General features: G+C 71.4%; 25 protein-coding genes and 1 tRNA gene. 18 read left to right on the top strand and 8 right to left on the bottom strand.

Annotation, left to right across the window (positions count from 1 at the left end; all coding sequences use genetic code 11):
• The first annotated feature begins 3 nt into the window (after nt 1-3).
• The gene (locus AB3K78_RS06330) at nt 4-885 is read left to right on the top strand and encodes a DUF1684 domain-containing protein (protein WP_416446912.1); all 882 of its coding nucleotides are present in this window, start codon (nt 4-6) and stop codon (nt 883-885) included.
• Here AB3K78_RS06330 and AB3K78_RS06325 read toward each other — a convergent pair.
• Together AB3K78_RS06325 and AB3K78_RS06320 are read right to left on the bottom strand one after the other, a co-directional pair.
• Complete coding sequence (locus tag AB3K78_RS06325; RefSeq protein ID WP_416446911.1) at nt 864-2231, bottom strand: MFS transporter; 1368 nt, start codon at nt 2229-2231, stop codon at nt 864-866. The two genes, AB3K78_RS06330 and AB3K78_RS06325, sit on opposite strands and share 22 nt — an antisense overlap.
• Nucleotides 2232-2257: 26 nt before the next feature.
• Entirely contained in the window at nt 2258-3730 is a 1473-nt protein-coding gene (locus AB3K78_RS06320) for an AAA family ATPase (protein WP_416446910.1), read from the bottom strand.
• 60 nt (nt 3731-3790) lie between these two features.
• On the opposite strand from AB3K78_RS06320, the gene AB3K78_RS06315 reads away from it, so the two are divergent.
• Both AB3K78_RS06315 and AB3K78_RS06310 read left to right on the top strand, forming a co-directional pair.
• A complete protein-coding gene (locus AB3K78_RS06315; protein WP_416446909.1) occupies nt 3791-5692 on the top strand; it encodes a VWA domain-containing protein in 1902 nt (633 codons plus the stop codon).
• 49 nt (nt 5693-5741) lie between these two features.
• The gene (locus AB3K78_RS06310; RefSeq protein WP_416446908.1) at nt 5742-7376 is read left to right on the top strand and encodes a glycerophosphodiester phosphodiesterase family protein; all 1635 of its coding nucleotides are present in this window, start codon (nt 5742-5744) and stop codon (nt 7374-7376) included.
• Between the two features lie 36 nt (nt 7377-7412).
• Here AB3K78_RS06310 and AB3K78_RS06305 read toward each other — a convergent pair whose 3' ends face one another.
• The gene (locus AB3K78_RS06305) at nt 7413-7973 is read right to left on the bottom strand and encodes an acyl-CoA thioesterase (protein ID WP_416446906.1); all 561 of its coding nucleotides are present in this window, start codon (nt 7971-7973) and stop codon (nt 7413-7415) included.
• A 112-nt stretch (nt 7974-8085) separates the two neighbouring features.
• Between AB3K78_RS06305 and efp the strand changes: the two genes are divergently transcribed.
• From efp to AB3K78_RS06250, 11 genes are all read left to right on the top strand, one after another.
• Complete coding sequence (gene efp, locus AB3K78_RS06300) at nt 8086-8649, top strand: elongation factor P (RefSeq protein WP_416446905.1); 564 nt, start codon at nt 8086-8088, stop codon at nt 8647-8649.
• 14 nt (nt 8650-8663) lie between these two features.
• Complete coding sequence (gene nusB / locus AB3K78_RS06295; RefSeq protein ID WP_416446904.1) at nt 8664-9083, top strand: transcription antitermination factor NusB; 420 nt, start codon at nt 8664-8666, stop codon at nt 9081-9083.
• A 174-nt stretch (nt 9084-9257) separates the two neighbouring features.
• On the top strand, nt 9258-9785 hold the full coding sequence (pyrR, locus tag AB3K78_RS06290) for a bifunctional pyr operon transcriptional regulator/uracil phosphoribosyltransferase PyrR (protein ID WP_416446903.1): 528 nt from the start codon (nt 9258-9260) through the stop codon (nt 9783-9785).
• A complete protein-coding gene (locus tag AB3K78_RS06285) occupies nt 9782-10747 on the top strand; it encodes an aspartate carbamoyltransferase catalytic subunit (protein WP_416446902.1) in 966 nt (321 codons plus the stop codon). The genes pyrR and AB3K78_RS06285 overlap by 4 nt, the downstream gene beginning before the upstream one ends.
• Nucleotides 10744-12123, top strand: coding sequence for a dihydroorotase (locus AB3K78_RS06280; protein ID WP_416446901.1), 1380 nt, complete (start codon nt 10744-10746; stop codon nt 12121-12123). The genes AB3K78_RS06285 and AB3K78_RS06280 overlap by 4 nt, the downstream gene beginning before the upstream one ends.
• Complete coding sequence (locus tag AB3K78_RS06275) at nt 12120-12662, top strand: hypothetical protein (protein ID WP_416446900.1); 543 nt, start codon at nt 12120-12122, stop codon at nt 12660-12662. The genes AB3K78_RS06280 and AB3K78_RS06275 overlap by 4 nt, the downstream gene beginning before the upstream one ends.
• Nucleotides 12659-13855 (top strand): glutamine-hydrolyzing carbamoyl-phosphate synthase small subunit, encoded by a 1197-nt coding sequence (carA, locus tag AB3K78_RS06270; RefSeq protein ID WP_416446899.1) that lies wholly within the window; start codon nt 12659-12661, stop codon nt 13853-13855. The genes AB3K78_RS06275 and carA overlap by 4 nt, the downstream gene beginning before the upstream one ends.
• Before the next feature lie 4 nt (nt 13856-13859).
• On the top strand, nt 13860-17156 hold the full coding sequence (gene carB / locus AB3K78_RS06265) for a carbamoyl-phosphate synthase large subunit (protein WP_416446898.1): 3297 nt from the start codon (nt 13860-13862) through the stop codon (nt 17154-17156).
• A complete protein-coding gene (pyrF, locus tag AB3K78_RS06260) occupies nt 17153-18004 on the top strand; it encodes an orotidine-5'-phosphate decarboxylase (protein WP_416446897.1) in 852 nt (283 codons plus the stop codon). Before carB ends, pyrF begins: the two co-directional genes overlap by 4 nt.
• 40 nt (nt 18005-18044) lie before the next feature.
• Nucleotides 18045-18941, top strand: coding sequence for a guanylate kinase (gmk, locus tag AB3K78_RS06255; protein ID WP_416446896.1), 897 nt, complete (start codon nt 18045-18047; stop codon nt 18939-18941).
• 9 nt (nt 18942-18950) lie between these two features.
• The gene (locus tag AB3K78_RS06250) at nt 18951-19973 is read left to right on the top strand and encodes a DMT family transporter (protein WP_416446895.1); all 1023 of its coding nucleotides are present in this window, start codon (nt 18951-18953) and stop codon (nt 19971-19973) included.
• Here the strand turns inward: AB3K78_RS06250 and AB3K78_RS06245 are convergent.
• Entirely contained in the window at nt 19970-20641 is a 672-nt protein-coding gene (locus AB3K78_RS06245; RefSeq protein ID WP_416447313.1) for an ABC transporter ATP-binding protein, read from the bottom strand. The two genes, AB3K78_RS06250 and AB3K78_RS06245, sit on opposite strands and share 4 nt — an antisense overlap.
• A gap of 140 nt (nt 20642-20781) precedes the next feature.
• Complete coding sequence (locus AB3K78_RS06240) at nt 20782-22281, bottom strand: ABC transporter permease (RefSeq protein WP_416446894.1); 1500 nt, start codon at nt 22279-22281, stop codon at nt 20782-20784.
• 160 nt (nt 22282-22441) lie between these two features.
• On the opposite strand from AB3K78_RS06240, the gene AB3K78_RS06235 reads away from it, so the two are divergent.
• Entirely contained in the window at nt 22442-23707 is a 1266-nt protein-coding gene (locus AB3K78_RS06235) for a sensor histidine kinase (protein ID WP_416446893.1), read from the top strand.
• Complete coding sequence (locus AB3K78_RS06230) at nt 23704-24372, top strand: response regulator (RefSeq protein ID WP_416446892.1); 669 nt, start codon at nt 23704-23706, stop codon at nt 24370-24372. Before AB3K78_RS06235 ends, AB3K78_RS06230 begins: the two co-directional genes overlap by 4 nt.
• Nucleotides 24373-24408: 36 nt before the next feature.
• Here AB3K78_RS06230 and AB3K78_RS06225 read toward each other — a convergent pair whose 3' ends face one another.
• The gene (locus tag AB3K78_RS06225) at nt 24409-24954 is read right to left on the bottom strand and encodes a DNA-3-methyladenine glycosylase (RefSeq protein ID WP_416446891.1); all 546 of its coding nucleotides are present in this window, start codon (nt 24952-24954) and stop codon (nt 24409-24411) included.
• Nucleotides 24955-24966: 12 nt separating this feature from the next.
• Complete coding sequence (locus AB3K78_RS06220; protein WP_416446890.1) at nt 24967-25089, bottom strand: hypothetical protein; 123 nt, start codon at nt 25087-25089, stop codon at nt 24967-24969.
• 78 nt (nt 25090-25167) lie between these two features.
• On the opposite strand from AB3K78_RS06220, the gene AB3K78_RS06215 reads away from it, so the two are divergent.
• Both AB3K78_RS06215 and AB3K78_RS06210 read left to right on the top strand, forming a co-directional pair.
• A complete protein-coding gene (locus AB3K78_RS06215; RefSeq protein WP_416446889.1) occupies nt 25168-25533 on the top strand; it encodes a hypothetical protein in 366 nt (121 codons plus the stop codon).
• A 17-nt stretch (nt 25534-25550) separates the two neighbouring features.
• Nucleotides 25551-25624, top strand: a tRNA-Ile gene (locus AB3K78_RS06210).
• 107 nt (nt 25625-25731) lie between these two features.
• Here the strand turns inward: AB3K78_RS06210 and AB3K78_RS06205 are convergent.
• Entirely contained in the window at nt 25732-26307 is a 576-nt protein-coding gene (locus tag AB3K78_RS06205; RefSeq protein ID WP_416446888.1) for a hypothetical protein, read from the bottom strand.
• Nucleotides 26308-26357: the final 50 nt, after the last annotated feature.

Below are 26357 nucleotides of genomic sequence, written 5' to 3'. Positions count from 1 at the left end.
CCGATGCCGGTACCCGAGCATCTCGCAGGACAGTGGCGCGAGTGGCGCCACCGCCATGTCGCGGACCTGACCCGTCCGTACGGCTGGACCGCGCTCGTCGCGCAGTACTGGCTGCACGAGGGCAGCTCGGGCGTGGAACTCGATCTGCTCCCGGGCACCTGGGGCGTGCAGGACGGGCGGGTGATCTTCACTCCGCCCGCGGACGGACCGACCCTTTCGGTGGACGGGGAGCACCCCGCGGGCCCCGTGGAGATCGTCACCGGACGCAACCAGACCTACGGACACGGTGCGAGCGTGCCCGTCTACTTCGGAGTGCGCGAGGTGGAGACGGTTCCGCGCACCAACGACGCCGGCGACCGGATCTTCGGGGTGCGCGTGCGGGATCCGCGCCTGGCGGCGAGCGCCGCCGACATCGGTCTCACCGCGTTCGACTACGATCCGGCCTGGAGGATTCCTGCGGTGTTCTCTCCGGCCGAGCGCGACGACGTCGAGCAGGAGACGGTCGAGCGCGGCGTGCGCGAGACGACGACGCGGATCGGCACCCTGCGCTTCGAGTACGACGGTCGCCCGTACGAGCTGGCGTTGATCGGCAAGGACGCCGGGGACCGGGTGCAGCCCGTCGCGCATATCCGCGATCGCAGCAGCGGGCCGGTCACCTACGGTGCGGGGCGTGTGATCGAGCTGCAGTTCTCCGAGGACGGCGCGGGGCGGATCGACTGGATCGACTTCAACTACGCGACGGCCCTGCCCTGCGCGGTGACGAACTTCGTCACCTGCCCGCTGCCGCCCGCGCAGAACCATCTCGACTTCGAGGTGTTAGCCGGCGAGAAGAAGCCCGCGAACGACGTCGCACGCGTGCTGACCTACGAGCCGCCGGCGGACTGAGCCGGTCGGCGGATCCCGATCCAGGAGACCAGCGCACCGATCGCGAACAGCGCCGCGGTCACGACCGCGGCGCTGTGGAACCCGGCGAGGTCGAGCCGGCCGCCGACGATGGTCGAGAGCAGGGCGATGACGAGGAGGCCGGCGACGCGGGAGACCGCGTTGTTGACGGCAGAGGCGATGCCGCTGCGCTCGGGGCCGATGGATCCGAGCACCGCCGAGGTGAGCGGGGCCACGGTCAGCGAGAGGCCGAGCCCCAGCACCAGCATGGACGGCAGCACCTGCCACCAGTAGTCGAAGCTCGACGCGACGGTGAGCAGCAGCAGCGCGCCGAGCGCCATGAGCGCGGGCCCCAGCGTCATGAAGATCCGGGGGCCGTGCTTCCCCGCCCACGACCCCGCCCGCGAGCTCAGCAGCACCATGAGGATCGTGATGGGCAGGCTGGCGAGTCCGGCCTGCGTGGCGCCGAGGCCCGCGCCCTGCTGCAGGTAGACGCCGATGACCATGCCGTTGAGGGAGAGCGCCGCGTAGACGAAGAGGGTGGCGAGATTGCCCCACGCGAAGTTGCGGACCCGGAAGAGCCGGAGCGGCATCATCGGCTCGGCGATGCGGCGCTGCCGCGCGACGAATCCGAGCAGCAGCGCGATGCCCGCGAGACCCGTCAGCCAGATGGCCGGGGCGGTCCAGCCGAGCCGGGGCTGCTCGATGAGCGCGAAGACGAGCGCGGCGAGGCCGATGGCGCAGAGCGCGCCGCCCCACCAATCGACCCTCGCGCCGCGCTGGTGCTCGGGCAGCCGCACTCGGCGGAGCAGCAGCAGCGTGACCGCGATGGGGAGCACGTTGATGAGGAAGACGAGGCGCCAGGAGAGGAAGTCGACGAAGAGCCCGCCGAGCAGCGGTCCGACGAGCTGCGCCGCAGTGGTGCACGCCGTCCAGACGCCGATGGCGCGGGCCTGCACCTCATCGCGCATCGTCGCGGTGATGAGCGCGAGCGAGCTCGGCACGAGCAGCGCGCCGGCCGCGCCCTGGAACGCGCGGGCGATGACGAGGAGCAGTGGATCGGGTGCTGCGGCCACGGCGACCGAGGCGACGCCGAAGGCGATGAGCCCGACCCGCATGATCGTGACGCGACCGAAGGCATCCGACAGCGAGCCCGCGAGCAGGATCAGCGAGCTCAGCGTCACGAGGTAAGCGTCGACGGCCCACTGCTGCGTGGTCAGCCCGCCGCCGAGCTCGCGGCTGATGGCCGGGAGCGCGACCGTGACGACGGTGCCGTCGAGGAACGCCACGAAGGAGGCGAGGACCGCGACGGCGACGATCAGCCGTTGCGCCGGAATGAGTCGCTGCACACGGCCGATGCTACTCCCCGGAACGGTCAGGAGAGACGGAAGCCCTGCCCCTCGATGATCAGGGTGAGCACGGCGCGGTCCTCCCGGTGCATGACTCCCTCGACGAAGCGCCGCAGCGCGTGCTCCAGCGAGACCGTGCCGGCGCTGCCCGCGACCTTCTCGAGGATCGCGACGAGCGTGCGCGGTGCGAGCACCGACTCCTCGAGCCCGGGACGTCCGTCGACCTCCCGCTCCGTGCTCACATAGCGCTCGAAGCCGCCGTCCGCGCGACCGGAGAAGACCTGCTGGCTGATGAACGCGGCGCGCGCCACCGCTTCGAGCTGCGCGAGCGGCAGCGCGTCGGGCAGGCGCCCGTGCTCGTCGCACACCGCGGCCGCGGCGAGCAGCAGGTTCTCGCGCGGCGTCGCCGCGTGCTCGAAACCGGTCGCTGCCTCAGCGTCCGGGTAGTGCACCCGGTACGCATTCGCGCCGAAGCGGTTGACGAGCTCGGCGCTGAGCCGGTCGATCCCGCGGTACCGGTGCCCGCTCTGCTCGTTGGCCGTGGCGATGATCGCGAAGCCCGGGCTGATCCCGATCGTGTCGCCCGCGTGCTCCTGCACGGCGAAGCGGTCCCCGGGGCGCAGCTGCAGGATCCGGTTGAGGCGCTTGAGGAACTCCGGTGGCATGGCGTTGACCTCGTCGAGGATCAGCACGCGTCCCTCGGTCATGGCGCGCAGCAGTGGTCCCGGCACGAACACGCTGACCGTGGCTCCGCCCTCGGCCCGCAGCTCGTGGGCGCCGATGAGCTGAGCGCTCGAGATGTCGCCGTACCCGGACACGAGCTCGGGCTCGCGTCCCAGCTCGTCCCGTGCGATCGCCTCGGCGAGCGCGGTCTTGGCGCCGCCGGTCTCGCCGATCAGGAGCATCGGTGCGCCGCGGCGGAGCGCGGGCAGCGCTTCCGCGATGATCGCGCGCATCTGCTCCGTGCGCAGGAGACCGCCGCGCAGCTGTGCGCGGGCGGTGCGGAGCCGCAACCGGCCGAGTTCGGCGAGCACAGCGTCGCGCATCGCGGGATCCCTGAGCTGTTCCTCCCAGGCGCGGTCGGGCGCTGCCGCCTCCAGCTCCGCCACGCGTTCGCGCTCGTGCGGTGCGAGCTCGCGGCCGCTGGCGACGGCGCGCGCGATGATCGCTGCGCGCTCATCGGAGCGCCGCGCGTCGAGTCGCTCCGCGCGACCGGCGTGGACCACCGTGCGCAGAACCGAGGCGCGGCGATCGAGGGCATCGTTCGCGAGACGGCGGATCGCCGGATCCTCGAGCAGCGCGTCCCGCGCAGCCCGCAGGGCGTCGCAGGCCGCGGCAGCCGGACGGAGTTCGTCGGGGAGGGCCGTCGACGCGGCGGTGCCGGATAGAGCGGTACCGAGCCGGCGCAGATCCGCGCGCAGCGCGCGTCGCGTGCGCACCAGATCGTTGTGCGCCGCAGCGAGCTCAAGAAGTGCGGGATCAGCATCGAGAGGCAACATTCAGCCACGATATCAGTCGAGTTCTGGGCCTCGCTAGGACAAGGTCGATAGTCTGTCCCCATGCACTCCGTTCCCGCACCGACGCCGTCGCTGGCCGCGAGGCTGCAGGCCGTCGCGCGCGTGCTCGGCGTCGAGATCGTGCTCGGAGAGGAGACCGACTGGCGGTTCGAGCATGGAGCGCTGCGGGTGAGCCCGTCCTTCTTCGCGGAGCGCGGGCATCCCGCGGACGAGGCGATCGCGCTGACCATGCTCGAGCTCTGGGGCCCGGCGCGCTGGGCGTCCCGTGCTCCGGCCCGTCAGCGCCGGAGACGCTCGCTGGCGACCGCCTCCGGCGCGCTCGAACCCCTGCTCGCCGCGGTCGATCGGCTCCAGGCCTCGGGGGAGCTGCTCGGGTCCTTCCCGGCGTTCCGCGAGCCGCTGGCCGCCGCGACGGTCCGGAGCCTGCCGATGGGCCGGGGCCGCGTGGATCTGATCGGCATGCCGCGGCACCTGCAGTGGATCGCCGCGATCCTCTGCCTCGCACTCGCGCCGAGCACCGCGGTCCGTGCGGAGCCCGAGGTCACCGCCGAACTGGAACGCCTCAGAACCCTCGGAGCGGACGGCGCGCACCCGCTCCGCCGGATCGCGGCGCCGGATCCCGGGCGTTCCGAGCTCCGCCGGTTCGAACGAGCGCTCGCGCTGCTGCAGCCGACATACGAGCGGCTGCTGGCGACCGATCTCCTGGAGCGCGGGATCTCGAGCACGGGGGAGGAGCCCGTAGCGGAGGACTCGGCCGGCGTCGAGGGCTTCGAGTCCGGCGCGGGCGGGGAGGACGCGTCCGGAGCCGCGGAGGCGGCGGAGGCCGCCGACGGGGATTCCGTCGCGGCACCGCCGGAGGACGACCGGCGCGCGCGGGCCGGCGAACGGCGCGCCGAATCCGAGGGCGCTGACCTGTTCGCGGCGGAGCAGGCGGGGTTCCTCACCCGGGTGCTCGCCACGCCCCTCCCCGCCACCGGCGCGATCGTGGACGAGCTGATGGAACTGCCGAACGATCTCGAAGCGACTTCGTCGGGGAACGACGATCCCGCCGCGTCCGGCGTCGCGGGACGTTCTGCCGCCGTGCCGGCAGAACTCGCCGACTACCGCACCCGCGTCGAGCGCTTGAGCGGCACGATCGAGCGGATGCGCGAGACCTGGCATCGGGTGATCGCGGACCGCCTCGCCGAACGCCGGACCTTCGCGCGGCGCGCCTCGGCGGACGGAGAGCTGCTCGACGAGAGCCGGCTCGTCGCCACCGTGACCGCGGTGCGCGCGGGAGTCCGCCGGCCGGAGGCGTTCCTGCCCCGCGAGTCCCGCCGTCGCCCGAACCGGGAGACGGGCAGCACGGACTACGTGCTGCTCATCGACCGGTCCGGATCGATGCGCGGCCGTCCGGCATCGTTCGCGGCGGACGCCGCGCTCGTGCTGCTCGAGGGCCTGGCCGGGGTCGAGCGCGACCTCGCTGCGGCGGAGCGGGCGAGCGGCGCGGAACTGGACCTCGCGATCCGCACCTCCCTGATCGTGTACGACGCGGAGGCCGTGGTCGTGAAACCGCTCGCCGGTGCGCTGGACGACCGTTCGCGGCGGCGATTGCGGGCCGAGGTCCGCGCACCCGGCGGTGCGACCAACGACGCTGCCGCACTCCGCGCGGCGGGCGAGGAGCTCGGTGTGCTCGAACCACGCGCACCGGGGATGCGGGACGGCGACGGTATGCCCCGGCGGCGCATCGTCCTGGTGATCAGCGACGGCGGCAGCAACGACCCGGCGGAGGCCCGCTCCGAGCTGCTGCGGCTGCGAGCGCGCGGCGTCGAGGTGCTCGGAATCGGGATCGGCGACGACGAACTGGTGCGCAGGTACGCGCCCGACGGCAGTCGGGTGGATGATCCGAGGCAGCTGCCCGAGCGGGTCCTCGCGCTCGTCGAGGCCTCGGTGCCCGATGCCTGACTCGAAGATCGCGGTGCCGGGCATCGCGGATGCATGGAAGGATCTCAGCATGGACGCAGAAACGCGCACGAGCGGCGACGAGCTCAGGCTCGCACGACTGCTGCTGCCCGAACTCGCCGAGCGCCTCGATGCGGTGGTCGGGGCGACCGATGCCGCCCGCGCCGAGCGAGAATTCGACGACTGGCTCGATGCCGAGAGCGAGCGTCTCGGGGAACGATTCTCCGCGGCGGCGTTCGCCGAGCTCGACGCGGAGGCGAGTTCCCGGTTCTCGGCCGCGTTCCGGCACGGCCGGGCGCTCGCGGACCGCGTCGGGATCGAGGCTCCGGAGCCGGAAGCGCTGATCGAAGCCGGGCTCGACCCGGCCGCGCTGGCCGCCGCGATGGACCAGGATCCGACGCTCCAGCCGGTGCTCGCGCCGTACGGGCTCGGCGATGCCGCGTGGCGCGAGCTGTTCCGCTCGACGGGTGCGTCGGGTGCGTCGGGTGCCGCGGGCGGCCTCGTGCTCGCCACCGAGGTCGTGCGCGAGTTCGGGCGTCTCGACGCGGTGCCGGACCCGGCGACGCCGCGCGTCGCCGTGGCCGGTCCTGACGGCGGTCGCGTCGAGTGGGCGCTCCGCGCGATTCCCGCCGGCGAACGGCCGTCCGTGCTCGGTCTCGGCTACGCGCACGGACCGCACGTGTCATTGCCCGAAATGCTGGCGCTGCAGCTCGGCCGCCTCGCCGCGGGAGCGGATCCCGTCGACACGCAGACCTTCACCTGGCTCGCGGGGACGCTCGCAGACGGAGGCCTGGCGGCGCGCCACGTGTTCGACCGGAGCGACGGCGTGGTGCGGATCGCCGCCCGCGAGATCGGCAATCAGGGGCCGCACCTCGGTGCGCGTCCGCCGATCGGCCGAGGCGCGGCCGTGCCCCATTCCTATTTCGCCGATGCGGGCCGACCGCGGATCCTTGCGCACCGAGGATTCGCGGTCGGGACCGAGTTCGGAGCGACCGCGGAGAATACTGAGGCCGCCTTCGCGGCCGCCGAGCGGGTCGGCGCCGACTGCTTCGAGACCGACTGCCGGTTGAGCGCCGACGGCGAGGTCGTGCTGATCCACGACCCTGACCTGCGCAGGCTCGCCGCGGATCCGCGCCGGATCTCCGAGGTGCGTCGCGCGGAGCTGACGGAGCTCTTCGCCGAACGGGGCGGCCTGCTGACGCTCGCCGACGCGCTCGAACGGTTCCCCGCAGGCCGGTTCAACGTCGATGTCAAGGATCCCGCCGCGGCGGAGCAGGTCGGGCGCATCGCCGCCGGGCAGGCGCACCGCGTCCTGATCACCGGCTTCTCGGATCGCACCCGCCGCGCGGCACTGGCATCCGCGGCCGCCCACGGGGGATCCGTGCCCGCGACCTCGCCGGGGCGATCGGTGCTCGCCGACCTGCTCGGCGCACTCGCGGTCGGAGCGCGATCGCGCGCAGCTCGGATCCTCGCGGAGGTGGACGCCCTGCAGATCCCGGAGCGCAGCGGCCCCGTCCCCGTGCTCACGAGGCGGCTCCTCGCTGCGGCGCACGCGAACGACGTCGAGGTGCACGTCTGGACCATCGACGACCCGGAGCGCATGCGCGCGCTCGTGGCTCGCGGCGTGGACGGCATCGTCACCGACCGCAGCGACCTGGCTGCGGTGGCGTTCGGCCGGGAGCGCTGAGTCGGGGGAATTCGCGAGCTCCCGGGCGACACCCGATCACCAGGCGTTCGGCGCGGGCTCCCGCGTCGACTGCAGCCGGCTCAGCCGGCCCCAGGCGAGCAGGTCCTCGGAGACGTGGAACTCGGCGGGATCGGCGCCGAGCCGCTCGATGATCTCGGCGACGGGCACCACGCCGCCCGAGCGCCGGAGGATGCGGGAGCGCACGAAGGCGCGCGCATAGATCTCGTCGACGCCGGAGCGGTCGGGGCGCAGGAACCGCTGCTCCATGTACACGGCCTGCTCGTCGAAGCCGAGCACCTTCGATTCGATCGCGAAGCGCTTCCACGGGTTCAGCGACTTGCGGTAGGTGATGGTCTGGGCGACCACGACCGGGTACCAGGCCTCGCGGTCGAACGCCGCGAGGACGCCGTTGCGCTGCATGAGCTCGAACCGGGCGACGTCCATGATCGACAGGTACTTGCCGTTGTTCATGTGCCGCAGCACGTCGATGTCGGTCGGTGAGACCCGGAACTCGGCGCGCGCGACATCGGTGAGGCCGAGGCGCGACGCCCGCTTCGCGCGGCGCAGGTGCATCAGTGTGCGGGGGAGCATGTGCATGGCCGCCAGCCTATGGCCGAGAGGCTCATCGGGCTCGAAGCGTTGGAGGCTCTATACTGGATCGGCGCGATCTCGCGCCCGAACCTGTTACGAACCGGAGACACACGAGCATATGGCAACCTCGAACGACATCAAGAACGGCACCGTCATCAAGGAGAACGGTCAGCTCTGGAGCGTGGTCGAGTTCCAGCACGTCAAGCCGGGCAAGGGCGGCGCGTTCGTCCGCACCAAGCAGAAGAACGTCGTGTCGGGCAAGATCATCGACAAGACCTACAACGCGGGTGCGAAGATCGAGACGGCCAACGTGGACCGCCGCGACTTCCAGTACCTCTACCAGGACGGCGCCGACTTCGTCTTCATGGACCAGGCCGACTACGACCAGCTGACCGTCTCCGGAACGGTCGTGGGCGATGCCGCCAAGTTCATGCTCGAGAACCTCCAGGTCCAGATCGCGCTGCACGAGGGCGAGCCCCTCTACATCGAGCTCCCCGCGTCGGTCGTGCTCGAGGTCACCTACACCGAGCCCGGCCTGCAGGGCGATCGCTCCACCGGCGGCACGAAGCCCGCCACCGTCGAGACCGGCGCCGAGATCCAGGTCCCGCTGTTCCTCGAGACCGGCACCAAGGTCAAGGTCGACACCCGCACGGGCGACTACCTCGGCCGCGTCAACGACTAGTCGGCGCCCGCTACATGAGTGCACGGAGCAAGGCCCGCAAGCGGGCCCTCGACATGCTGTTCCAGGCGGACGTGCGCGGTGAAGAGCTGCGTACGGTCGTCCTGGCCGAGTCCGGCCGCGCCTCGGCCGAGCCGGAGCGCATGGAGTCCTGGCTGTACGCCCGCGAGATCGTCGACGGCGTCGAGGACCACCGCGAGCAGATCGACGAGCTGATCTCGAGCTATGCGCAGGGCTGGTCGCTCGACCGCATGCCGAACGTCGACCGGGCGCTGCTGCGCGTCGCCGCCTGGGAGATCCTCTTCAACGACGAGGTCCCCGCGCCCGTCGCGATCGACGAGGCCGTCGAGCTGGCCAAGGAGTACTCGACCGAGGACTCGAGCCGGTTCGTGAACGGCGTGCTCGGCAAGATCGCCGAGCACGCGCGCAACGTCTAGGCGTCCCGCCGGCCGCTATCAGGCGGCTCCCGAGCGCGGCTCGGGAGCCGCCTGACGCGTTTCCTGCGGTGCGCGTCCGTCGCGCGCGTGTCGGACCGCGATCATCCGCTAGGATCGTTCTCGCACAATGCACTTCTTTAACCCCGTCCTGTGAGGCGGAGAAGGGGGCGAAGCGTGACGACGCGAACGGTACTCGAAAGTGCCGAAATCTCGCGGGCGCTGACCCGTATCTCCCACGAGATCATCGAGGCGAACAAGGGTTCCGAGAACCTGGTCCTGCTCGGTATCCCGACGCGCGGCGTGGTCCTGGCGCATCGCATCGCAGAGCTCATCTCCCGGATCGAGGGCACCGAAGTGCCCGTCGGGCAGCTCGATGTGACCATGTACCGCGACGATCTGGCGCATCACCCGACCCGCGCTCCGCAGCCGACCGAGATCCCGGCAGCCGGGATCGAAGGGGCGACCGTGGTGCTCGTCGACGACGTGCTCTACTCGGGGCGAACGGTGCGCGCGGCGCTCGACGCGCTGAACGACTACGGTCGACCCCGTGCGGTCCGCCTCGCGGCGCTCATCGACCGCGGCCACCGCGAGCTGCCGATCCGTGCGGACTACATCGGCAAGAACCTTCCCAGCTCGAAGGAGGAGCGCATCACGGTGCGGCTCGTCGAGCACGACGGTGAGGACTCGGTGACGATCGCATGAGGCACCTGCTCGATACCCGGACGCTGAGCCGCGAGGACGCGATCCTGATCCTCGACACGGCCGAGGACATGGCCGCCACCCAGCAGCGCGAGGTCAAGAAGCTGCCGACGCTGCGCGGCAAGACCATCGTCAACCTGTTCTACGAGGACAGCACCCGCACCCGCATCTCGTTCGAGGCCGCGGCGAAGCGCCTGAGCGCGGACGTGATCAACTTCAGCGCGAAGGGTTCCTCGGTGTCCAAGGGCGAATCGCTGAAGGACACGGCGCAGACGCTCCAGGCGATCGGTGCGGACGGCGTCGTGATCCGTCACCCCGCATCCGGCGCGCCCGCGCGGCTCGCGTCGAGCGGTTGGATCGACGCCGGCGTGCTGAACGCGGGCGACGGTACGCACGAGCACCCCACGCAGGCGCTGCTCGACGCGTTCACCATGCGCCGGCGCCTGTTCGGCGATGCGAGCCGGGGCCGCGACCTCGACGGCGTGTCCGTCGTGATCGTCGGCGACCTCGCGCACTCCCGTGTCGCGCGCTCGAACCTGTGGCTGCTGAACGCGCTCGGTGCCAAGGTCACCTTCGTGGCGCCGGAGACGCTGCAGCCCTATGGAGCGCGGTCCTGGCCGGTGACCGTCGAGCACTCCCTCGACGCGGCGCTGCGCACGAAACCCGACGTGGTCATGATGCTGCGCATCCAGAGCGAGCGCATGCACGCGGCGTACTTCCCGAACGAGCGCGAGTACGCCCGCAACTGGGGGCTCGACGACCTGCGCCTGGATCGCCTGAGCGCCCGTGCGATCGTCATGCACCCCGGGCCCATGAACCGCGGTCTCGAGATCTCGTCGGCCGCGGCCGACTCCCCGCGCTCGACGGTGCTCGAGCAGGTCGCCAACGGCGTCTCCGTGCGCATGGCCGCCCTCTACCTGCTGCTCTCCGGTGAGCGGCGCCAGACCCCGAAGGACTCCGAATGAGCAGCAACCCCGGCATCCTGATCCGAGGCGCCCGTCTCGCGGCGCAGCTCACCGAGCGCGGCGCCGACCACCTGAGCGCCGCCCCCGTCGATCTGCGGATCGAGAACGGCGTCATCGTCGAGCGCGTCGCGCAGTCCGCCGGCGGCCTCGAGCCTCGTGACGGCGAACGCGTCATCGAGGCCGATGGCCTGGTCGCGCTGACCGGCCTCGTCGACCTGCACACCCACCTGCGCGAACCCGGTTTCGAGCAGTCCGAGACGGTGCTCACGGGCACCCGGGCCGCGGCCGCCGGCGGTTTCACCACGGTGTTCGCGATGGCGAACACGAGCCCGGTCCAGGACACCGCCGGCGTGGTCGAGCAGGTGCAGACGCTCGGCGACGACGCGGGCTACGCGACCGTGCGGCCCATCGGTGCCGTGACCGCGGGCCTCGCGGGGGAGCGCCTCAGCGAGATCGGCGCCATGGCGCAGTCGCGCGCCGGAGTGCGCGTGTTCTCCGACGACGGCAAGTGCGTGCACGACCCGCTCCTCATGCGCCGCGCGCTCGAGTACGTGAAGACCTTCGACGGCGTGATCGCGCAGCACGCGCAGGATCCTCGCCTGACCGAGGGCGCGCAGATGAACGAGGGGGAGCTCTCGAGCGAGCTCGGCCTCGCCGGCTGGCCCGCGGTGGCCGAGGAATCGATCATCGCCCGCGACGCACTGCTCGCCGGCCACATCGGCGCCCGAATGCACGTCTGCCACCTGTCGACCGCGGGGTCGGTCGAGGTCGTGCGCTGGGCGAAGGCGAGCGGGGTGCAGATCACCGCGGAGGTGACGCCGCACCACCTGATCCTCACCGAGGAGCTGGCGCGCAGCTACGATCCGCGCTACAAGGTCAACCCGCCGCTCCGTCGCGAGGACGACGTGCGCGCCCTGCGTCAGGCGGTCGCCGAGGGCATCATCGACATCATCGCGACCGACCACGCGCCGCACCCGGCCGAGGCCAAGGAGAGCGAGTGGGACGCGGCCGCCTTCGGCATGGTCGGCCTCGAGTCGGCCCTGCCCATCGCGCTGCTCACCCTGATCCGCGAGGGGCACGCCAGCTGGGCGGAGCTCGAGCGGATGCTCTCACAGAAGCCGGCCGAGATCGGGCGCCTCGAGGGGCACCCGGCGGAGCTCTCCGCAGGGGAGCCCGCCGACCTCGTGCTGGTCGACCCCACCGGCAGCAGCGCCTTCGGCGTCGACGATCTGCGGGGTCGCAGCACCAACTCGCCGTTCCTCGGCATGGAGCTGCCCGGCCGCGTGCACACCACCATCCGGCGCGGATACCTCACGCTCGACGACGGCCGCCTGGTCGACGTGGAGGCGGTCGCCGCCGCGGGAGCCTCCGCATGATGGATCGCACCACGTTCACGATCATCGTCGCGGCGTTCGCCGTGCTCGTCCTGCTGGCCATGTGGCTCGGCTGGCGACGACGAAGCCGGCGCGACGCCGACGTGATCGGCGGCGTCGCGCCGACCGGAGAACTCGTCGCCGAGTTCCCGAACGCCGCGTACGTGTCGACCACACCGGCCGGCGCCCCGATGGATCGCGTGGCCGCACCCGGCCTGCGCTACCGGGGCCCCGCCGTCGTCGAGGTCCGCACCGACGGTGTGACGATCACGGTGGCGGGCGAGCAGCCCGTCCACCTGCCGGCCGCCCGCGTGCTCGGCTCGGGAGCCTCAGGCCCCCGCGTCGGCAAGTTCGTGGAGCGCGACGGCATCACCCTGCTGCGCTGGCTCTCCGAGAGCCGCCAGCTCGAGTCCGGCTTCCGCTTCGTCGAGGCCGACGACCACCACCGATTCACCGCCGCGATCGACCGGATCGCCGCGGCACCGAAGGATTCGCCGGCTCCGGCCGACGAACGGACCAGCACCACCCAGGAGGACGCGTGACCACCAACAGCCCAGAAGTGACGGCACCGCCGGCGAGCGCCGTGCCCGGCGGAGCCGCAGTGCTCGTCCTCGAGGACGGATCGCGATACACCGGCCGCGCCTACGGCGCGACGGGCGAGACCCTCGGCGAGGTCGTCTTCTCGACCGGCATGACCGGCTACCAGGAGACGCTGACCGACCCGTCGTACGCGGGCCAGATCGTGCTGATGACGGCCCCGCACATCGGCAACACCGGCGCCAACGACACCGATATGGAGTCGCGCAAGATCTGGGTCGCGGGCTTCGTCGTGCGCGATCCCGCGCGTCGCGTCTCGAACTTCCGCGCCGAGCGCTCGCTCGACGAGGACCTCGTGAACGACGGCGTCGTCGGCATCTCGGGCATCGACACCCGCGCCGTGACCCGCCACATCCGCTCGGCGGGCGCGATGCGCGCCGGCGTGTTCTCGGGCGCCGCGCTCGAGCTCTCCGACGACGAGCAGCTCGCCCGCGTGCGCGAGCAGGCCTCGATGGCCGGCAAGAACCTCTCGGAGGCCGTCACCACGCCCGAGCGCTACGACGTGCCCGCGGCCGAGGGCGTCGAGCGAGTCGGCTCGATCGCGGTGCTCGACCTCGGCATCAAGCGCGCCACCGTGCAGTACCTCTCGGATCACGGGTTCGACGTGATCGTGCTGCCCGCGTCCACCACCATCGAGCAGATCCGCGAGATCGCGCCCGACGCGCTCTTCTACTCGAACGGTCCCGGAGACCCCGCCGCCTCGGACGCGCAGGTGCTCGTGCTGCGCGAACTGCTGCGCGACGGACTGCCGTACTTCGGCATCTGCTTCGGCAACCAGCTGCTCGGACGCGCGCTCGGCTTCGGCACCTACAAGCTGCCCTTCGGCCACCGCGGGATCAACCAGCCCGTGCTCGACAAGCGCACCGGCCGCGTCGAGATCACCGCGCAGAATCACGGTTTCGCGGTCGACGCCCCCATCGAGGGCGAGCTGGATTCGCCCGAGGGTCTCGGCCGGGTCCAGGTGAGCCACTACAGCCTGAACGACCAGGTCGTCGAGGGCCTCGAGTGCCTCGACCTTCCGGCGTTCTCGGTGCAGTACCACCCGGAGGCCGCGGCCGGACCGCACGACGCCTTCTACCTCTTCGACAGATTCCGCGCTTTGGTCAAGGAGCGCAAGACCACCGCCTCGGAGGCCTAAGCACATGCCCAAGCGTTCAGACATCAACTCCGTCCTCGTCATCGGCTCGGGCCCGATCGTCATCGGTCAGGCCTGCGAGTTCGACTACTCGGGCACCCAGGCCTGCCGCGTGCTCCGAGAGGAGGGCGTGCGCGTCATCCTCGTGAACTCGAACCCGGCCACGATCATGACCGATCCCGACTTCGCCGACGCGACCTACGTCGAGCCGATCACCCCCGAGGTGATCGAGTCGATCATCATCAAGGAGCGCCCCGACGCGATCCTGCCGACCCTCGGCGGCCAGACCGCGCTCAATGCGGCCATGTCGCTGCACGAGCTCGGGATCCTCGAGAAGCACGGCGTCGAACTCATCGGCGCGAAGGTCGACGCGATCCAGCGCGGTGAGGACCGCCAGATCTTCAAGGACCTCGTGATCGAGTCGGGCGCGGACGTCGCCCGCTCGCACGTCGCCCACACGCTCGAGGAGGCCAAGGAGTTCGCCAAGGACCTCGGCTACCCCCTCGTGGTGCGCCCCTCCTTCACCATGGGCGGCCTCGGGTCCGGTTTCGCCTACACCGAGGAGGACCTCGTCCGGATCGCGGGTGACGGCCTGCACTACAGCCCGACCACCGAGGTGCTCCTCGAGGAGTCGATCCTCGGCTGGAAGGAGTACGAGCTCGAGCTCATGCGCGACACCGCCGACAACACGGTGGTCGTCTGCTCGATCGAGAACGTCGACGCCGTCGGCGTGCACACGGGCGATTCCATCACCGTCGCCCCGGCGCTGACCCTGACCGACCGCGAGTTCCAGAAGCTCCGCGACATCGGCATCGACATCATCCGCCGGGTGGGCGTCGACACGGGCGGCTGCAACATCCAGTACGCGATCGACCCCAAGACCGGCCGCGTGATCGTGATCGAGATGAACCCGCGCGTCTCCCGCTCGTCGGCCCTCGCCTCGAAGGCCACCGGCTTCCCGATCGCCAAGATCGCGGCGAAGCTGGCCCTCGGCTACCGGCTCGACGAGATCCCGAACGACATCACGCAGAAGACCCCGGCAAGCTTCGAGCCGACGATCGACTACGTCGTGGTGAAGGCTCCCCGCTTCGCATTCGAGAAGTTCCCGGCAGCAGACGACACCCTCACCACCACCATGAAGTCGGTGGGCGAGGCGATGGCGATCGGTCGCAACTTCACGACCGCGCTGCAGAAGTCGCTCCGATCGCTCGAGAAGCGCGGCACCTCCTTCCACTGGGGCGAAGAGGCACGTCCCGTCGCCGAGATCCTCGAGACCATCAAGCGCCCGACCGACGGCCGCATCGTCGACGTGCAGCAGGCGCTCCGCCTCGGCGCGACCATCGAGCAGGTCTTCGAGTCGACCGCGATCGATCCGTGGTTCCTCGACCAGATCCAGCTCATCAACGAGGTCGCCGAGACCGTCAAGGCGGCCCCGCAGCTCACCCTCGACGTGCTGCGCGAGGCCAAGGACCACGGGTTCTCGGACGCGCAGATCGCGGCGATCCGCGGCGTCTCCGAGTCGGAGATCCGCGGCCTGCGCCACGGCCTGGGCCTCCGCCCCGTCTACAAGACGGTCGACACGTGCGCGGGCGAGTTCCCGGCGCTCACGCCGTACCACTACTCGTCCTACGACCTCGAGACCGAGGTCGCGCCGAGCGAGCGCAAGAAGGTCGTGATCCTGGGATCGGGCCCGAACCGCATCGGCCAGGGCGTCGAGTTCGACTACTCCTGCGTGCACGCCTCGTTCGCCCTCTCGGAGGCCGGGTACGAGACGATCATGATCAACTGCAACCCCGAGACGGTCTCCACCGACTACGACACCTCCGATCGCCTCTATTTCGAGCCCCTCACGCTCGAGGACGTGCTCGAGGTCATCCACGCCGAGCAGGCGTCGGGCGAGCTGCTGGGCGTCGTGGTGCAGCTCGGCGGACAGACCGCGCTCGGCCTCGCCCAGCCGCTCAAGGACGCCGGCGTGCCGATCCTCGGGACGACCCCCGAGGCCATCGACCTCGCCGAGGAGCGCGGTGCGTTCTCCGACATCCTCGAGCGCGCCGGCCTGCTCGCACCGCGCAACGGCACGGCGATCGACGAGGAGGGCGCGATCCGCGTCGCCGAGGAGATCGGCTACCCGGTGCTCGTGCGCCCGTCGTTCGTGCTCGGCGGCCGCGGCATGGAGATCGTCTACGACACGGCTTCGCTGCGCGGCTACTTCGAGCGCATCGAGGGCCACGCCCTCGTCGGCCCCGGCCACCCGCTGCTCGTCGACCGATTCCTCGACGACGCGATCGAGATCGACGTCGACGCCCTCTACGACGGCGAGCAGCTGTACGTCGGCGGCGTGATGGAGCACATCGAGGAGGCGGGCGTGCACTCGGGCGACTCGAGCTGCACCCTGCCGCCGGTGACGCTCGGCCACGATCAGATCGCCGCCGTGCGCGAGGCGACGCTGGGCATCGCCGAGGGCATCGGTGTGCGCGGCCTGCTCAACGTGCAGTTCGCGATCGGTCAGGGCGTGCTCTACGTGCTCGAGGCGAACCCGCGCGCGTCGCGTACGGTGCCGTTCGTCTCGAAGGCGCTCGGGATCCCGCTCGCCAAGGCCGCCTCGCGCCTGATGGCGGGCGAGTCGATCCAGCAGCTCATCGACTCGGGCCTGCTGCCCGAGCGCGACGGCTCGCGCGCCCCGATCGACGCGCCGATCGCGGTCAAGGAGGCCGTGCTGCCCTTCAAGCGCTTCCGCACGCACGAGGGCCTCGTGGTCGACTCGCTCCTCGGGCCCGAGATGCGCTCGACGGGCGAGGTCATGGGCATGGATCGCACCTTCCCGGTCGCCTTCGCGAAGAGCCAGTCGGCCGCGGGAAGCGAACTGCCCACGTCGGGCACGGTGTTCCTCTCGGTCGCCGACCGCGACAAGCGCGCGGTCGTGCTGCCCGCGCTCCGCCTGCAGGAGCTCGGCTACCGGATCCTGGCGACGCCCGGCACCCAGGTGGTGCTCGGCCGCAACGGCATCGAGAGCGAGACGGTGCGCAAGCACTCGGCTCAGGCCGAGGGCGACACCATCGTCGACCTGATCAACCGCGGCGAGATCGACATGATCATCAACACGCCCTCGGGCAGCTCGGCGCGCGCCGATGGCTACGAGATCCGTGCGGCGGCCGTGGCGGCCGACAAGCCGATCTTCACGACGATCTCCGAGCTCTCGGCGGCCGTGGGTGCGATCTCGGCCCAGCAGCGCGGCTTCGACGTGAAGTCGCTGCAGGAGTACGAGCTCGACCGCGTCGCCGCACGCGCAGAGGCCGCTCGATGACCACGGCCACCTTCGGGAACCGGCTCGCCGCGGAGTTCGCGGCGGGCCGGCACCTGTGCGCGGGGATCGATCCGCACGCACCGCTGCTCGCCGACTGGGGCCTCGCGGACGACGCCGCTGGGGCCGAGCGCATGGGCCGCGACGTGGTCGCGGCCGCCGCCGGTGTCGCAGCCTGCGTGAAGCCCCAGATCGCCTTCTTCGAACGCTTCGGGGCATCCGGCTTCGCAGCCCTGGAACGAGTGCTCGCCGACGCGCGCGCGGCCGGGCTCGCCGTCGTCGCCGACGTGAAGCGCGGCGACATCGGCTCGAGCTTCGCCGCCTACGCCGATGCCTGGCTGACGCCCGGATCGTCCCTCGAGGTCGACGCCATGACCGTGGTCGCCTACCAGGGTTTCGGCACGCTCGACGGAGCCTTCGGCCACGTACGCGAGCACGGCAAGGGCCTGTTCGTGCTCGCCGCGACCTCGAATCCCGAGGCGCGCCCGGTGCAGACCGCCGTTCGCGCCGATGGATCGACCGTCGCGAACGCCATGGTCCGCGACGCGGCCGCGTGGAATCTGGCGCACGACGACACGGCTCCGGTCGGCTCGATCGGCGTCGTGCTGGGCGCGACGCTCGCGCTCGACGAGTTCGGCATCGATCCCTCGGTGCGTCCCGCCGGGCCCGCGCTGCCGGTGCTCGCCCCCGGCTTCGGGTTCCAGGGCGCGCAGATCGAACGCGCACGCGATATCTTTGGTGGTCTCGGCGACGCGATCCTCGCGAACGAATCGCGCAGCGTCCTCGCCGGGGAGCCGACGGCCTCGCCGCGCGAGTGCGGGACCGGGCGAACGCGATCGCAGAAGCACTGAAGGGATAGGGATGGCCGAGGAGCGGGCATCGGATCGGGCAATGCCCGACGTGGATCGGACCGCCGCGAGCCGGGCGGCGGTCGCCGCGCGGCGCGCGCGAGCCGAGGTGAAGCGCCGTCTGCGCAGCGGCGAGGCGTCGCCCCTGCGCGTGCTCGAGCAGGCCAGGGTCCCCGAGACCCCGGCCGCATCGCTCCGCGTCACCGACTTCCTGCTCTCGTTCCCCGCGATCGGGCAGGTGAAGCTCGCCCGGATCCTCGAGGAGCTCAGCATCTCCGAGCGCAAGCGCCTCGGCGGCCTCGGGCGGCAGCAGCGCGAGCGCCTCGAGGCCTTCGTCCGCGAGCGCGTCGGCGCCGAGGCGGCCGGCACACGCCCGCCGCTCACGGTTCTGGCCGGCCCGACCGCCGTCGGCAAGGGCACCGTGGCGACCTACATCCGCGAGCACTATCCCGAGGTCAGGCTGTCGGTGTCGGCGACCACCCGCGCCCCGCGCCCCGGCGAGGTCGACGGCACGCACTACTTCTTCACGAGCGACGAGCAGTTCGACCGCATGCTCGCCGCCGGCGAACTGCTCGAGTGGGCGACCGTGCACAACAAGTACCGCTACGGCACGCCGCGCGGCCCCGTGCAGGAGGCGTCAGAGCGCGGGGAGCTCGTGCTGCTCGAGATCGACCTGCAGGGCGCGCGCCAGGTACGCGCCTCGATGCCCGACGCTCGCCTCGTGTTCCTCGCGCCGCCCAGCTGGGACGAGCTCGTCAACCGCCTCGTGGGTCGGGGGACCGAGGACAGCGAGGAGCGTGCGCGCCGACTCGAGACCGCCAAGGTCGAGCTCGCGGCCGCCGACGAGTTCGACGAGATCATCGTCAACGACGAGGTGCCGCGGGCCGCGGCACGCCTCATCGACATCATGCGCGGGACACCCCGCTCCTCGAACGGGTAGGTTGGAGGGGTGATCTCGAGCCTCCTCTCCGTCGGCACCTCGCCGTTCCTGCTCGAGACCGCCGAGGTCGCGAGCGAGGTGCAGTTCTCGCCCAAGCAGCTCCTCGGAATCCTCGCCGCCCTCGTCGGGGCGGCTCTGCTCGCGTTCGGTGCGCAGTACCAGTCGCGGGGTCTCAACAAGGTCGAACGGATCACGGGCGAGAGCGCAGGATCCGGGCTCTCCTTCCGGCACGTGCTCAGCCTGCTGCGCCGCCCCTCCTGGGTCGTCGGCACGGTGTGCCTCGGCCTCGCGGTGGTGTTCCAGCTGCTGTCGCTGACCGTCGCACCGATCATCGTCGTGCAGCCCATCGGCGTCGTCGGACTGGTGATCACCTCGATCCTCAACTCCCGCCTCTCGGGCGTGCGCCTCGGCAAGCGGGCGAAGACCGCGATCGCCATGTGCGTCGGCGGTATCGTCACCTACGTCACGGTGGCGGCCTTCGCTGCGGTGGAGCGGCCGATCGGCAACGAGAAGCTGCTCGTGATCCTCATCACCTACGCGGTCGTTCTCCTGCTCGCGGTCATCGCCTTCCTCGCGCTGCGGCACAAGCGCATCGCGCTGCTCTACATCGTCGGTGCCGGTGTGCTCTACGGCTTCGTCGCCACGCTCGCGAAGACCATCATCGTCCGCTTCCAGCAGGGCGACGTCGAGTGGCTCACCTGGGCCTGCGCGGCATTGCTCGTGCTCGGCGCGCTGCTCGGCATGGTGTTCGTGCAGAACGCCTACTCCTCGGGCCCGCCCGACCTCGTGGTGGCCGGGCTCACCGTCATCGACCCGCTCGTCGCCGTGCTCATCGGCATCCTCGTGCTGGGCGAGGCATCGGGCGCGAACGGCATGCAGATCCTCGGCTTCGTGATCGGCGGCGTGATCGCGGTCGCGGGAGTGATCATGCTGGCGCGCTACCATCCGCAGAACGGTGCGAACGTGCTCGACGAGGCGGCGCCCGGCGTCGGCGCCCAGGCCGAGCCGGGCACCGCCCCGGGCCGCGACTAGCGCCGCACCTCGTGCAAGCGGCCGCCGTCGAGGCGGAGCCGTCGGTGCGCCCGCTTCGCGACCGCGGAGTCGTGGGTGACCGCGACGATGGTGAGGCCCTCGCGGTTCAACCCCTCCAGCAGCTCGAGGATCTCCTCACGCATCGACTCGTCGAGGTTGCCCGTCGGCTCGTCGGCGAGCAGCACCTTGGGGCCCGCGACGATGGCGCGCGCGATCGCGACGCGCTGCTGCTGGCCGCCTGACAGCTCACTCGGCCGGTGCCCGCCGCGATCCGCCAGCCCGACCTTCGCGAGAGCCTCGGCGACACGCTCGGTCCGGGTGGACGCGGACATGCCGCGTCCCTCGAGCGCCACGTTCACGTTCTCGCTGGCGGTGAGCGTGGGGATCAGGTTGAACGACTGGAACACGAAGCCGATCTGCGCGGCGCGCATCCGGGTGAGTACGCCGTCACGTGCCGCGGCGAGGTCGATCCCGTCCAGCCGCAGCACTCCGCTGCTCGGCCGATCGAGCGCGCCGAGCAGCTGCAGCAGCGTCGACTTGCCGCCGCCCGTGGGGCCCTGGATTGTGACGAACTCGCCGGGCATGATGCTGATGTCCACGCCGGTGAGCGGGGTGAGGGTGCGCCCCTGCATGCGATAGCTCTTGGTGACGCCGTCCAGCACGTAGATCGGCTCGATGCGCGACCGGGCAGCGGGGTCGGGCGAGACGGCGGTCTCGGGTACCGCCTGGGCTGTGGGGTTCATCTGCGTCTCGTTCCGTTCTGAATCGGTGGTGAGCTGGGGACCCGGCCGGGCCGCGTCGCGGGGGCTCATGCGACGGCCCTCAGCGCCTCGACCGGGCTGAGCCGTGCGGCGCGCCAGGCCCCGAAGCTGCCGGCGACCAGGCCGCCCAGCAGGGCGAGCAGGATCGCGGCCGCCACGATCCAGGGCGTCACGGGAGCCTGCAACACGATCTCGGTCGCCTGCTGCGCCGCGCGTCCGAAGCCGCCGGGCAGTCCGGCCCCGCTTCCGCCGCCGGGAACTCCGCTGTCCGCACCGCCGGGCATCGTGCCCGCCGCCGCGCGATCCGCGGAGGCAGAGGTACCGCCGCCGATCTTCGGGGCGATCAGGTTGATGATCCCGACCGCGCCCAGGCCGAGCGCGAGGCCCACGACGCCGCCGATCAGCGCTTGGACGCCCGATTCGCCGGCGAGCTGCCCGACCACGCGCCGGTTCGACCAGCCGATCGCCTTCAGGGTGCCGAACTCCCGGGTGCGCCGCGAGACGCCCGAGCTGGTCAGTAGCATGGCGATGACGAGCGCGACCGCCAGGACGATGATCGAGAGCCAGGTTCCGAGATTCGTGATCAGCGAGGATGCGCTCGAGAGGGAGCCCGAAACCTGCGCGGCGAGATCCGCTTGCGAGCTCACGGTGGCGTCCGGGACCTGCTTCTCGATCTTCTGCTGCAGGGCGTCGATGCCGCTCGCGGAATCGGCGCTCACGTACACCGTCGAGACGACGTCCTTCACGCCCGCGAGGGTGCGCGCCGTGTCGATGGGCAGGAACACGTTCGCGGCGGTCTCCGCCTCGTCACCGGTCGAGGCGACGATGCCGACCACCTTGACCGTGCTTCCGCCGACCTCGACCGAGTCGCCGACCGCGATGCTCTCGGTCTTCGCGTAGCGGGAGTCGACCACTGCGACCTTCTGCCCGGCGTCGGATGTCGCGAGTGCACGGCCCGAGCGGACCTTCGTCGCCGAGAGCGGGCCGACGCCCGTAGCCGAGGGATCGACGCCGAGCACGGTGAAGCTCTCGATGCCGAACGAGCTGCCGCCGGAGCCGCCCGCTCCTCCTGCGCCGCCCTCGGGCGGTCCGCTCATGCCGCCGCCCTGCGACTGCATCTGGGAGCGGTCGGGCATCTCGCCCGTGAACGTGGTGTTGGTCAGGCTGAGCGCCCCGGTCGCCTTCGCGACGCCGTCGAGCTTGCCGACCGCGGTGACGGTGCTGGCGTCGAGCGTGCCCTGGCGCGGGTTCGACATCAGGCGCGACTTCTCGAGCGTCGTGGTGCCGTCCGCGCTCTGGCCGTCGTTCTGGCCGAATTCGAAGCGCGGGCCGCCGCCCTGGCCGGGCTGGGTGGCGGCGCCGGTCACGGTGAGGTCGGTGCCGACGCCGTAGACGCCCTCGAGCGCGCGGGTCTGCGCCTGTGTGACACCGGCGGAGAGCGCCGACACGACGATGACGAGCGCGATGGCGATCGCGAGCCCGGCCGCGACGATGATCGTCTGCCGTTTCCGTCCGAGCAGCTCGCGCCGCAGCATGGTCCAGTACATCGGGGGTCCTTTCGTCCTTCGATCGAGAACGGTTCCGAGTCTTCCGACTCGGCTGCGGGCGCGCGTCACCCCTGCGGGTACACCCCGTACCGCGAACGCGGTATCCCGGATGCCGCGCTCGGACGACGCGCGTCCGGGCGAAGGCGGGCAGACTGGGTGCATGAGCGATGCACGGGCGGCTGCGACGGAGCCGGAGGAACACGAGCGCTGGCCCGGTTGGGCGGCGGATCTGACCGCCGCGCTCGTCGTGCTGCTGGGAGGCGGGATCCTGGTGGGCAGCGGCCTGGGCATGGGGTTTGGCGGCGTGCCCGCGGGCGGGGCCGGGGCTTGGGGGCGGCCGCCGGGGCCGCCCATGGGGGAGCCGGGCGCGCTGCACCAGTTCTGGAGCGTGCTGCTGCTCGTGATCCCCGCCGGCCTCATGTTCGTCCGACGACGCTGGCCGCTCGCGGTCTTCGTCGCGACGTTCGCGGTGTTCTTCCTCGCCGCGCTCGGGTCCTCGCCGTCGATCGGGCCGGGGATCGGGCTCACGATCGCCGCGTTCACCCTCGCGAACCGGGCACCTCGGCGGCTCGCACTCATCGCCGCGGCCGTCGCCACCGGGCTGATCCTGCTGCTCAGCATCGCCGTGACCGATTGGAGCTCGTTCTCGCCCCGGGTGTTCCAGATCGGTGCGGCGCTGTCGATCGCGGCCGCCCTCGGCGACAGCGCCCGTTCGCGGCGCGAGTACCTGGCGGCGATGACCGAGCGGGCCGAGCGCGCGGAGGAGACGCGCGAGAGCGAGGCGCTGCAGCGGGTCGCCGAGGAGCGCCTGCGCATCGCGCGGGAACTACACGACACCGTGGCGCACCAGCTGGCGGTGATCAACCTGAACGCCGGCGTCGCGGCCGGCCTGCTCGAGGAACGACCCGAGCGCGCACGCGAGGCGCTCAGCACGATCCGGGATGCCGCGCGCGGCGGCATCGGCGAGATCGGGGAACTGCTGCACTACCTGCGCGCCGACGAGACGAGCGATCCCGGGATCGCGCCGCAGCCCGGCCTGGACCGGCTCGAGGCGCTGCTGGCCGGGGTGCGCGAGGCGGGTCTCGACGTCGAGCTCCGCATCGACGGCGATCCCTCGCGCATCCTGGGCGCGACCGACCGGGCGGCGTACCGACTCGTGCAGGAGGGCCTGACCAACGCGCTCAAGCACGGTTCGGAGCGTCGAGCTGCGCTGCGGCTCGACGTCGACCTGCACGAGCTGCGCATCGAGCTCTCCAATCCGGTCGGCACGAGTACCGCGGAGGATCCTGCTTCGTCCGCCGGACTGGGGCTCGTCGGGATCCGGGAGCGCGTCGCCGCGCTCGGCGGATCCGTGACCACGGGGCGGATCGCCGGAGTCTTCCACCTGAGCGCAGTGCTCCCGATCCCCGAGGAGGGAGCCCGATGATCCGTGTGCTCGTGGTCGACGATCAGCCCCTGATCCGGCAGGCCGTGGCCGATATCCTCGCCGTGCACGACGACCTCGACGTGATCGGCACCGCCGCCGATGGCCGGGAGGCGATCGCGGAAGCCTCGCGGCTGCGCCCCGATGTCGTGCTCATGGATATCCGCATGCCCGACGTCGACGGGATCCGGGCGACCGAGGTGCTCTGCGCCGAACCGGGAGCGGGTGAGATGCGGGTCCTCGTGCTCACCACCTTCGAGGAGGAGGAGTACGTGGTGTCGGCGCTGCGCGCCGGTGCGAGCGGCTTCATCGGCAAGGGGGCGGAGCCGGAGGACATCGCCCGGGCGGTGCGCGCGGTGCACGCCGGCGACACCCTGCTCTCGCCGGTCGCGACCCGGGCGCTCATCAGCCGCTACGTGATGCCGGCGTCCGGTTCCCGCGCCGCCGGGGTCCCCGCGGAGCTCTCCGGCCTCACCGAGCGGGAGGTCGAGGTGCTCCTGCTCGTCGCCCGCGGCCGATCGAACCAGGAGGTCGCCGAGCAGCTCTTCATCTCGCCGCACACCGCGAAGACGCACGTGAACCGGATCATGAGCAAGGTCGGCGCGCACGATCGGGCGCAGCTCGTGATCCTCGCCTACGAGAGCGGGCTGCTCGCACCGGGGGAGTAGCACCCGCCTGCCCGGGGCGCTCGGTGCCGGCGCGGCTCAGCTGCGCGGTGCGCCGCGCCCGGGCCGGAAGGCCGAGACCGTCGGATCGCCCGGCAGCCAGAACCGCCAGGGGAACGCCGGACCGCCCGCTTCGCCCGCCACACCGACGCGCGGGCCCCGAGCGACCTCGGCGGCGAGCGCCGGTGCCGGCTCGAACGCGAACGGTGCGGTGAAGAGGTCGAGGCCGTCGTGCGCCTCACGGGTCACGCCGAGCGCGGCCGCGAGGTTGACGGGGCCGCGGGCGAGCGCGGTGCGCGGGATATCCGGGGCCTCAGGGGCGTCCGCGACTCCCGGCGCATCCGAAACGGAGATGCCGCGCTTCCGCACGCGGAAGGATCGGGCCAGCGCCTCGCCCGCGACGACCTCGCCCGCGCGGAGCAGCACTCCCGAGGCGCATCCCTCGGGCGAGCAGACCAGGTTCAGCGCGAAGTGCATGCCGTAGCTGAAGTAGACGTAGGCATGGCCCGGCGGGCCGAACATCGAGGCGTTGCGCTCGGTGCGGCGGTCCTTCGAGTGCGAGCCCGCGTCGTAGGGGCCGGGCACCCCGACGCCGTGTTACGCCTCGACCTCGGTGATGCGGACCGTGACGGTGCCGCCCGGGTGCTGAACCGAGACACGGGCGCCCAGCAGATGCGGAGCGACCTCGATCGCGGGTGCGTCGAACAGGCGGTGCGGCATCGCTCCAGTCTGGCAGGGAGACCGGCCGCGCGCTGCCAGCGGTCGGCGGCCAACGGCCAACGGTCGTAGAATCTTCGGGTGACCGAGTCCCGCTTCCGTCTGCGTCCGCCGAGCTTCATGGTGTCGCTCGTGCTGCCGCTCGTCGTCGGGGTCCTGCTGAACGCGGTGGTGCGCCCGTGGCTCGGGCAGCAGCTCGGCGGCACCCCGCGGTCGTCGGGTGCCTCGGTGCGCGGCCAGGACCACTGGTGGGAGTTCGACGCGGCGACGCGCGCAGAGCATCCGATGCTCACGGGATTCCTGACGACCTCCGACGGGGCGATCGCCATGCTGCTGTTCGCCGTCATCGTGCTGCTGTTCGCGTGGCGCTTCCTGGATCCCAGGATCCGGGTGTTTCGCGCGCGCCGCGCGGCGGCCGCGGCCAGGAGATCCTCGGCGGGGTCATAGACTGGGGGAGTTGCCCAGGGGCGTTAGCTCAGCCGGTTAGAGCAGCGGACTCATAATCCGTCGGTCGCGGGTTCAAGCCCCGCACGCCCTACTCATCGACCTTCGAATGTTGCCCGGTCAGGACTTGTTCCTGACCGGGCTTCTGTGTGTGCGCGAAAATCCGTGGGTCAGAGTGGGGCCAACGCGGGGCATACCGTTTCAGCGGCCCCGCATCAGGCGCACGACACCGGCCGGAGTGGTCCCGTCCTGGGCGAGGTCGAAGAAGAGACCGGTCTCTCCGATCCCGGTCTGTGCACTCAGGTCGGTCCAGGAATCCGAGATGAGGATCGGGAATCGAGCCAGAAGATCCACGACCTGTTCTCGAACGCCGCCGCGAATGCGGAAGTCGGGATCGACGAACGACTGGATCTCGACCTGCACGTACCGGGCGCCGGCGTCGATCATCCGCTCCAGGTGGGACTCGCAGCCGAGCAGCGAAAGATCGTCACGGGCGATGGTGAGGCCGGCGCAGATCAACGGGATACCGAGCGGCTCGAGCGCCGCCAGCTGCTCCGTGAGCAGACCTGGTTTCTCGGGGTCTGCGGGAGTGAACTCGAGGAAGTCGGGAGAGAGTCGAGCGATCTGCGCGGGATCGAGCCGCAGCGGATCCACTCGCACCGAGATCAGCGCGTCCGATGTCTTCCGGAGCTCGGTGTAGGTGGTCTCCGAGATGGCACGCGGCTGGCCCGTCTCGCCGACGAGCTGCACATCGAGGATGTCCGCGTTCCGGAACACAGTCGCTTCTCGGACTGATCGGACCGGTCCAACCTTCCACATCATGACTC

Source organism: Leucobacter sp. HNU (assembly GCF_047946755.1).
In the GTDB taxonomy this organism is placed as follows: Bacteria; Actinomycetota; Actinomycetes; order Actinomycetales; family Microbacteriaceae; genus Leucobacter.
The sequence above is the reverse complement of the archived record's forward strand: the minus strand, read 5'-3'. Positions and strand labels throughout refer to the sequence as shown.

Bases quoted from the DNA above. Each gene is read 5' to 3' on its own strand.
- AB3K78_RS06315 (WP_416446909.1), top strand. From the start codon at position 3,791: ATGCACTCCGTTCCCGCACCGACGCCGTCGCTGGCCGCGAGGCTGCAG.
- AB3K78_RS06330 (WP_416446912.1), top strand. From the start codon at position 4: ATGCCGGTACCCGAGCATCTCGCAGGACAGTGGCGCGAGTGGCGCCAC.
- gmk (WP_416446896.1), top strand. From the start codon at position 18,045: ATGCCCGACGTGGATCGGACCGCCGCGAGCCGGGCGGCGGTCGCCGCG.
- AB3K78_RS06240 (WP_416446894.1), bottom strand. From the start codon at position 22,281: ATGTACTGGACCATGCTGCGGCGCGAGCTGCTCGGACGGAAACGGCAG.
- AB3K78_RS06235 (WP_416446893.1), top strand. From the start codon at position 22,442: ATGAGCGATGCACGGGCGGCTGCGACGGAGCCGGAGGAACACGAGCGC.
- AB3K78_RS06310 (WP_416446908.1), top strand. From the start codon at position 5,742: ATGGACGCAGAAACGCGCACGAGCGGCGACGAGCTCAGGCTCGCACGA.
- pyrF (WP_416446897.1), top strand. From the start codon at position 17,153: ATGACCACGGCCACCTTCGGGAACCGGCTCGCCGCGGAGTTCGCGGCG.
- AB3K78_RS06320 (WP_416446910.1), bottom strand. From the start codon at position 3,730: ATGTTGCCTCTCGATGCTGATCCCGCACTTCTTGAGCTCGCTGCGGCG.
- AB3K78_RS06275 (WP_416446900.1), top strand. From the start codon at position 12,120: ATGATGGATCGCACCACGTTCACGATCATCGTCGCGGCGTTCGCCGTG.
- nusB (WP_416446904.1), top strand. From the start codon at position 8,664: ATGAGTGCACGGAGCAAGGCCCGCAAGCGGGCCCTCGACATGCTGTTC.
- AB3K78_RS06230 (WP_416446892.1), top strand. From the start codon at position 23,704: ATGATCCGTGTGCTCGTGGTCGACGATCAGCCCCTGATCCGGCAGGCC.
- AB3K78_RS06280 (WP_416446901.1), top strand. From the start codon at position 10,744: ATGAGCAGCAACCCCGGCATCCTGATCCGAGGCGCCCGTCTCGCGGCG.
- AB3K78_RS06305 (WP_416446906.1), bottom strand. From the start codon at position 7,973: ATGCACATGCTCCCCCGCACACTGATGCACCTGCGCCGCGCGAAGCGG.
- efp (WP_416446905.1), top strand. From the start codon at position 8,086: ATGGCAACCTCGAACGACATCAAGAACGGCACCGTCATCAAGGAGAAC.
- carB (WP_416446898.1), top strand. From the start codon at position 13,860: ATGCCCAAGCGTTCAGACATCAACTCCGTCCTCGTCATCGGCTCGGGC.
- AB3K78_RS06220 (WP_416446890.1), bottom strand. From the start codon at position 25,089: ATGCCGCACCGCCTGTTCGACGCACCCGCGATCGAGGTCGCTCCGCAT.
- AB3K78_RS06285 (WP_416446902.1), top strand. From the start codon at position 9,782: ATGAGGCACCTGCTCGATACCCGGACGCTGAGCCGCGAGGACGCGATC.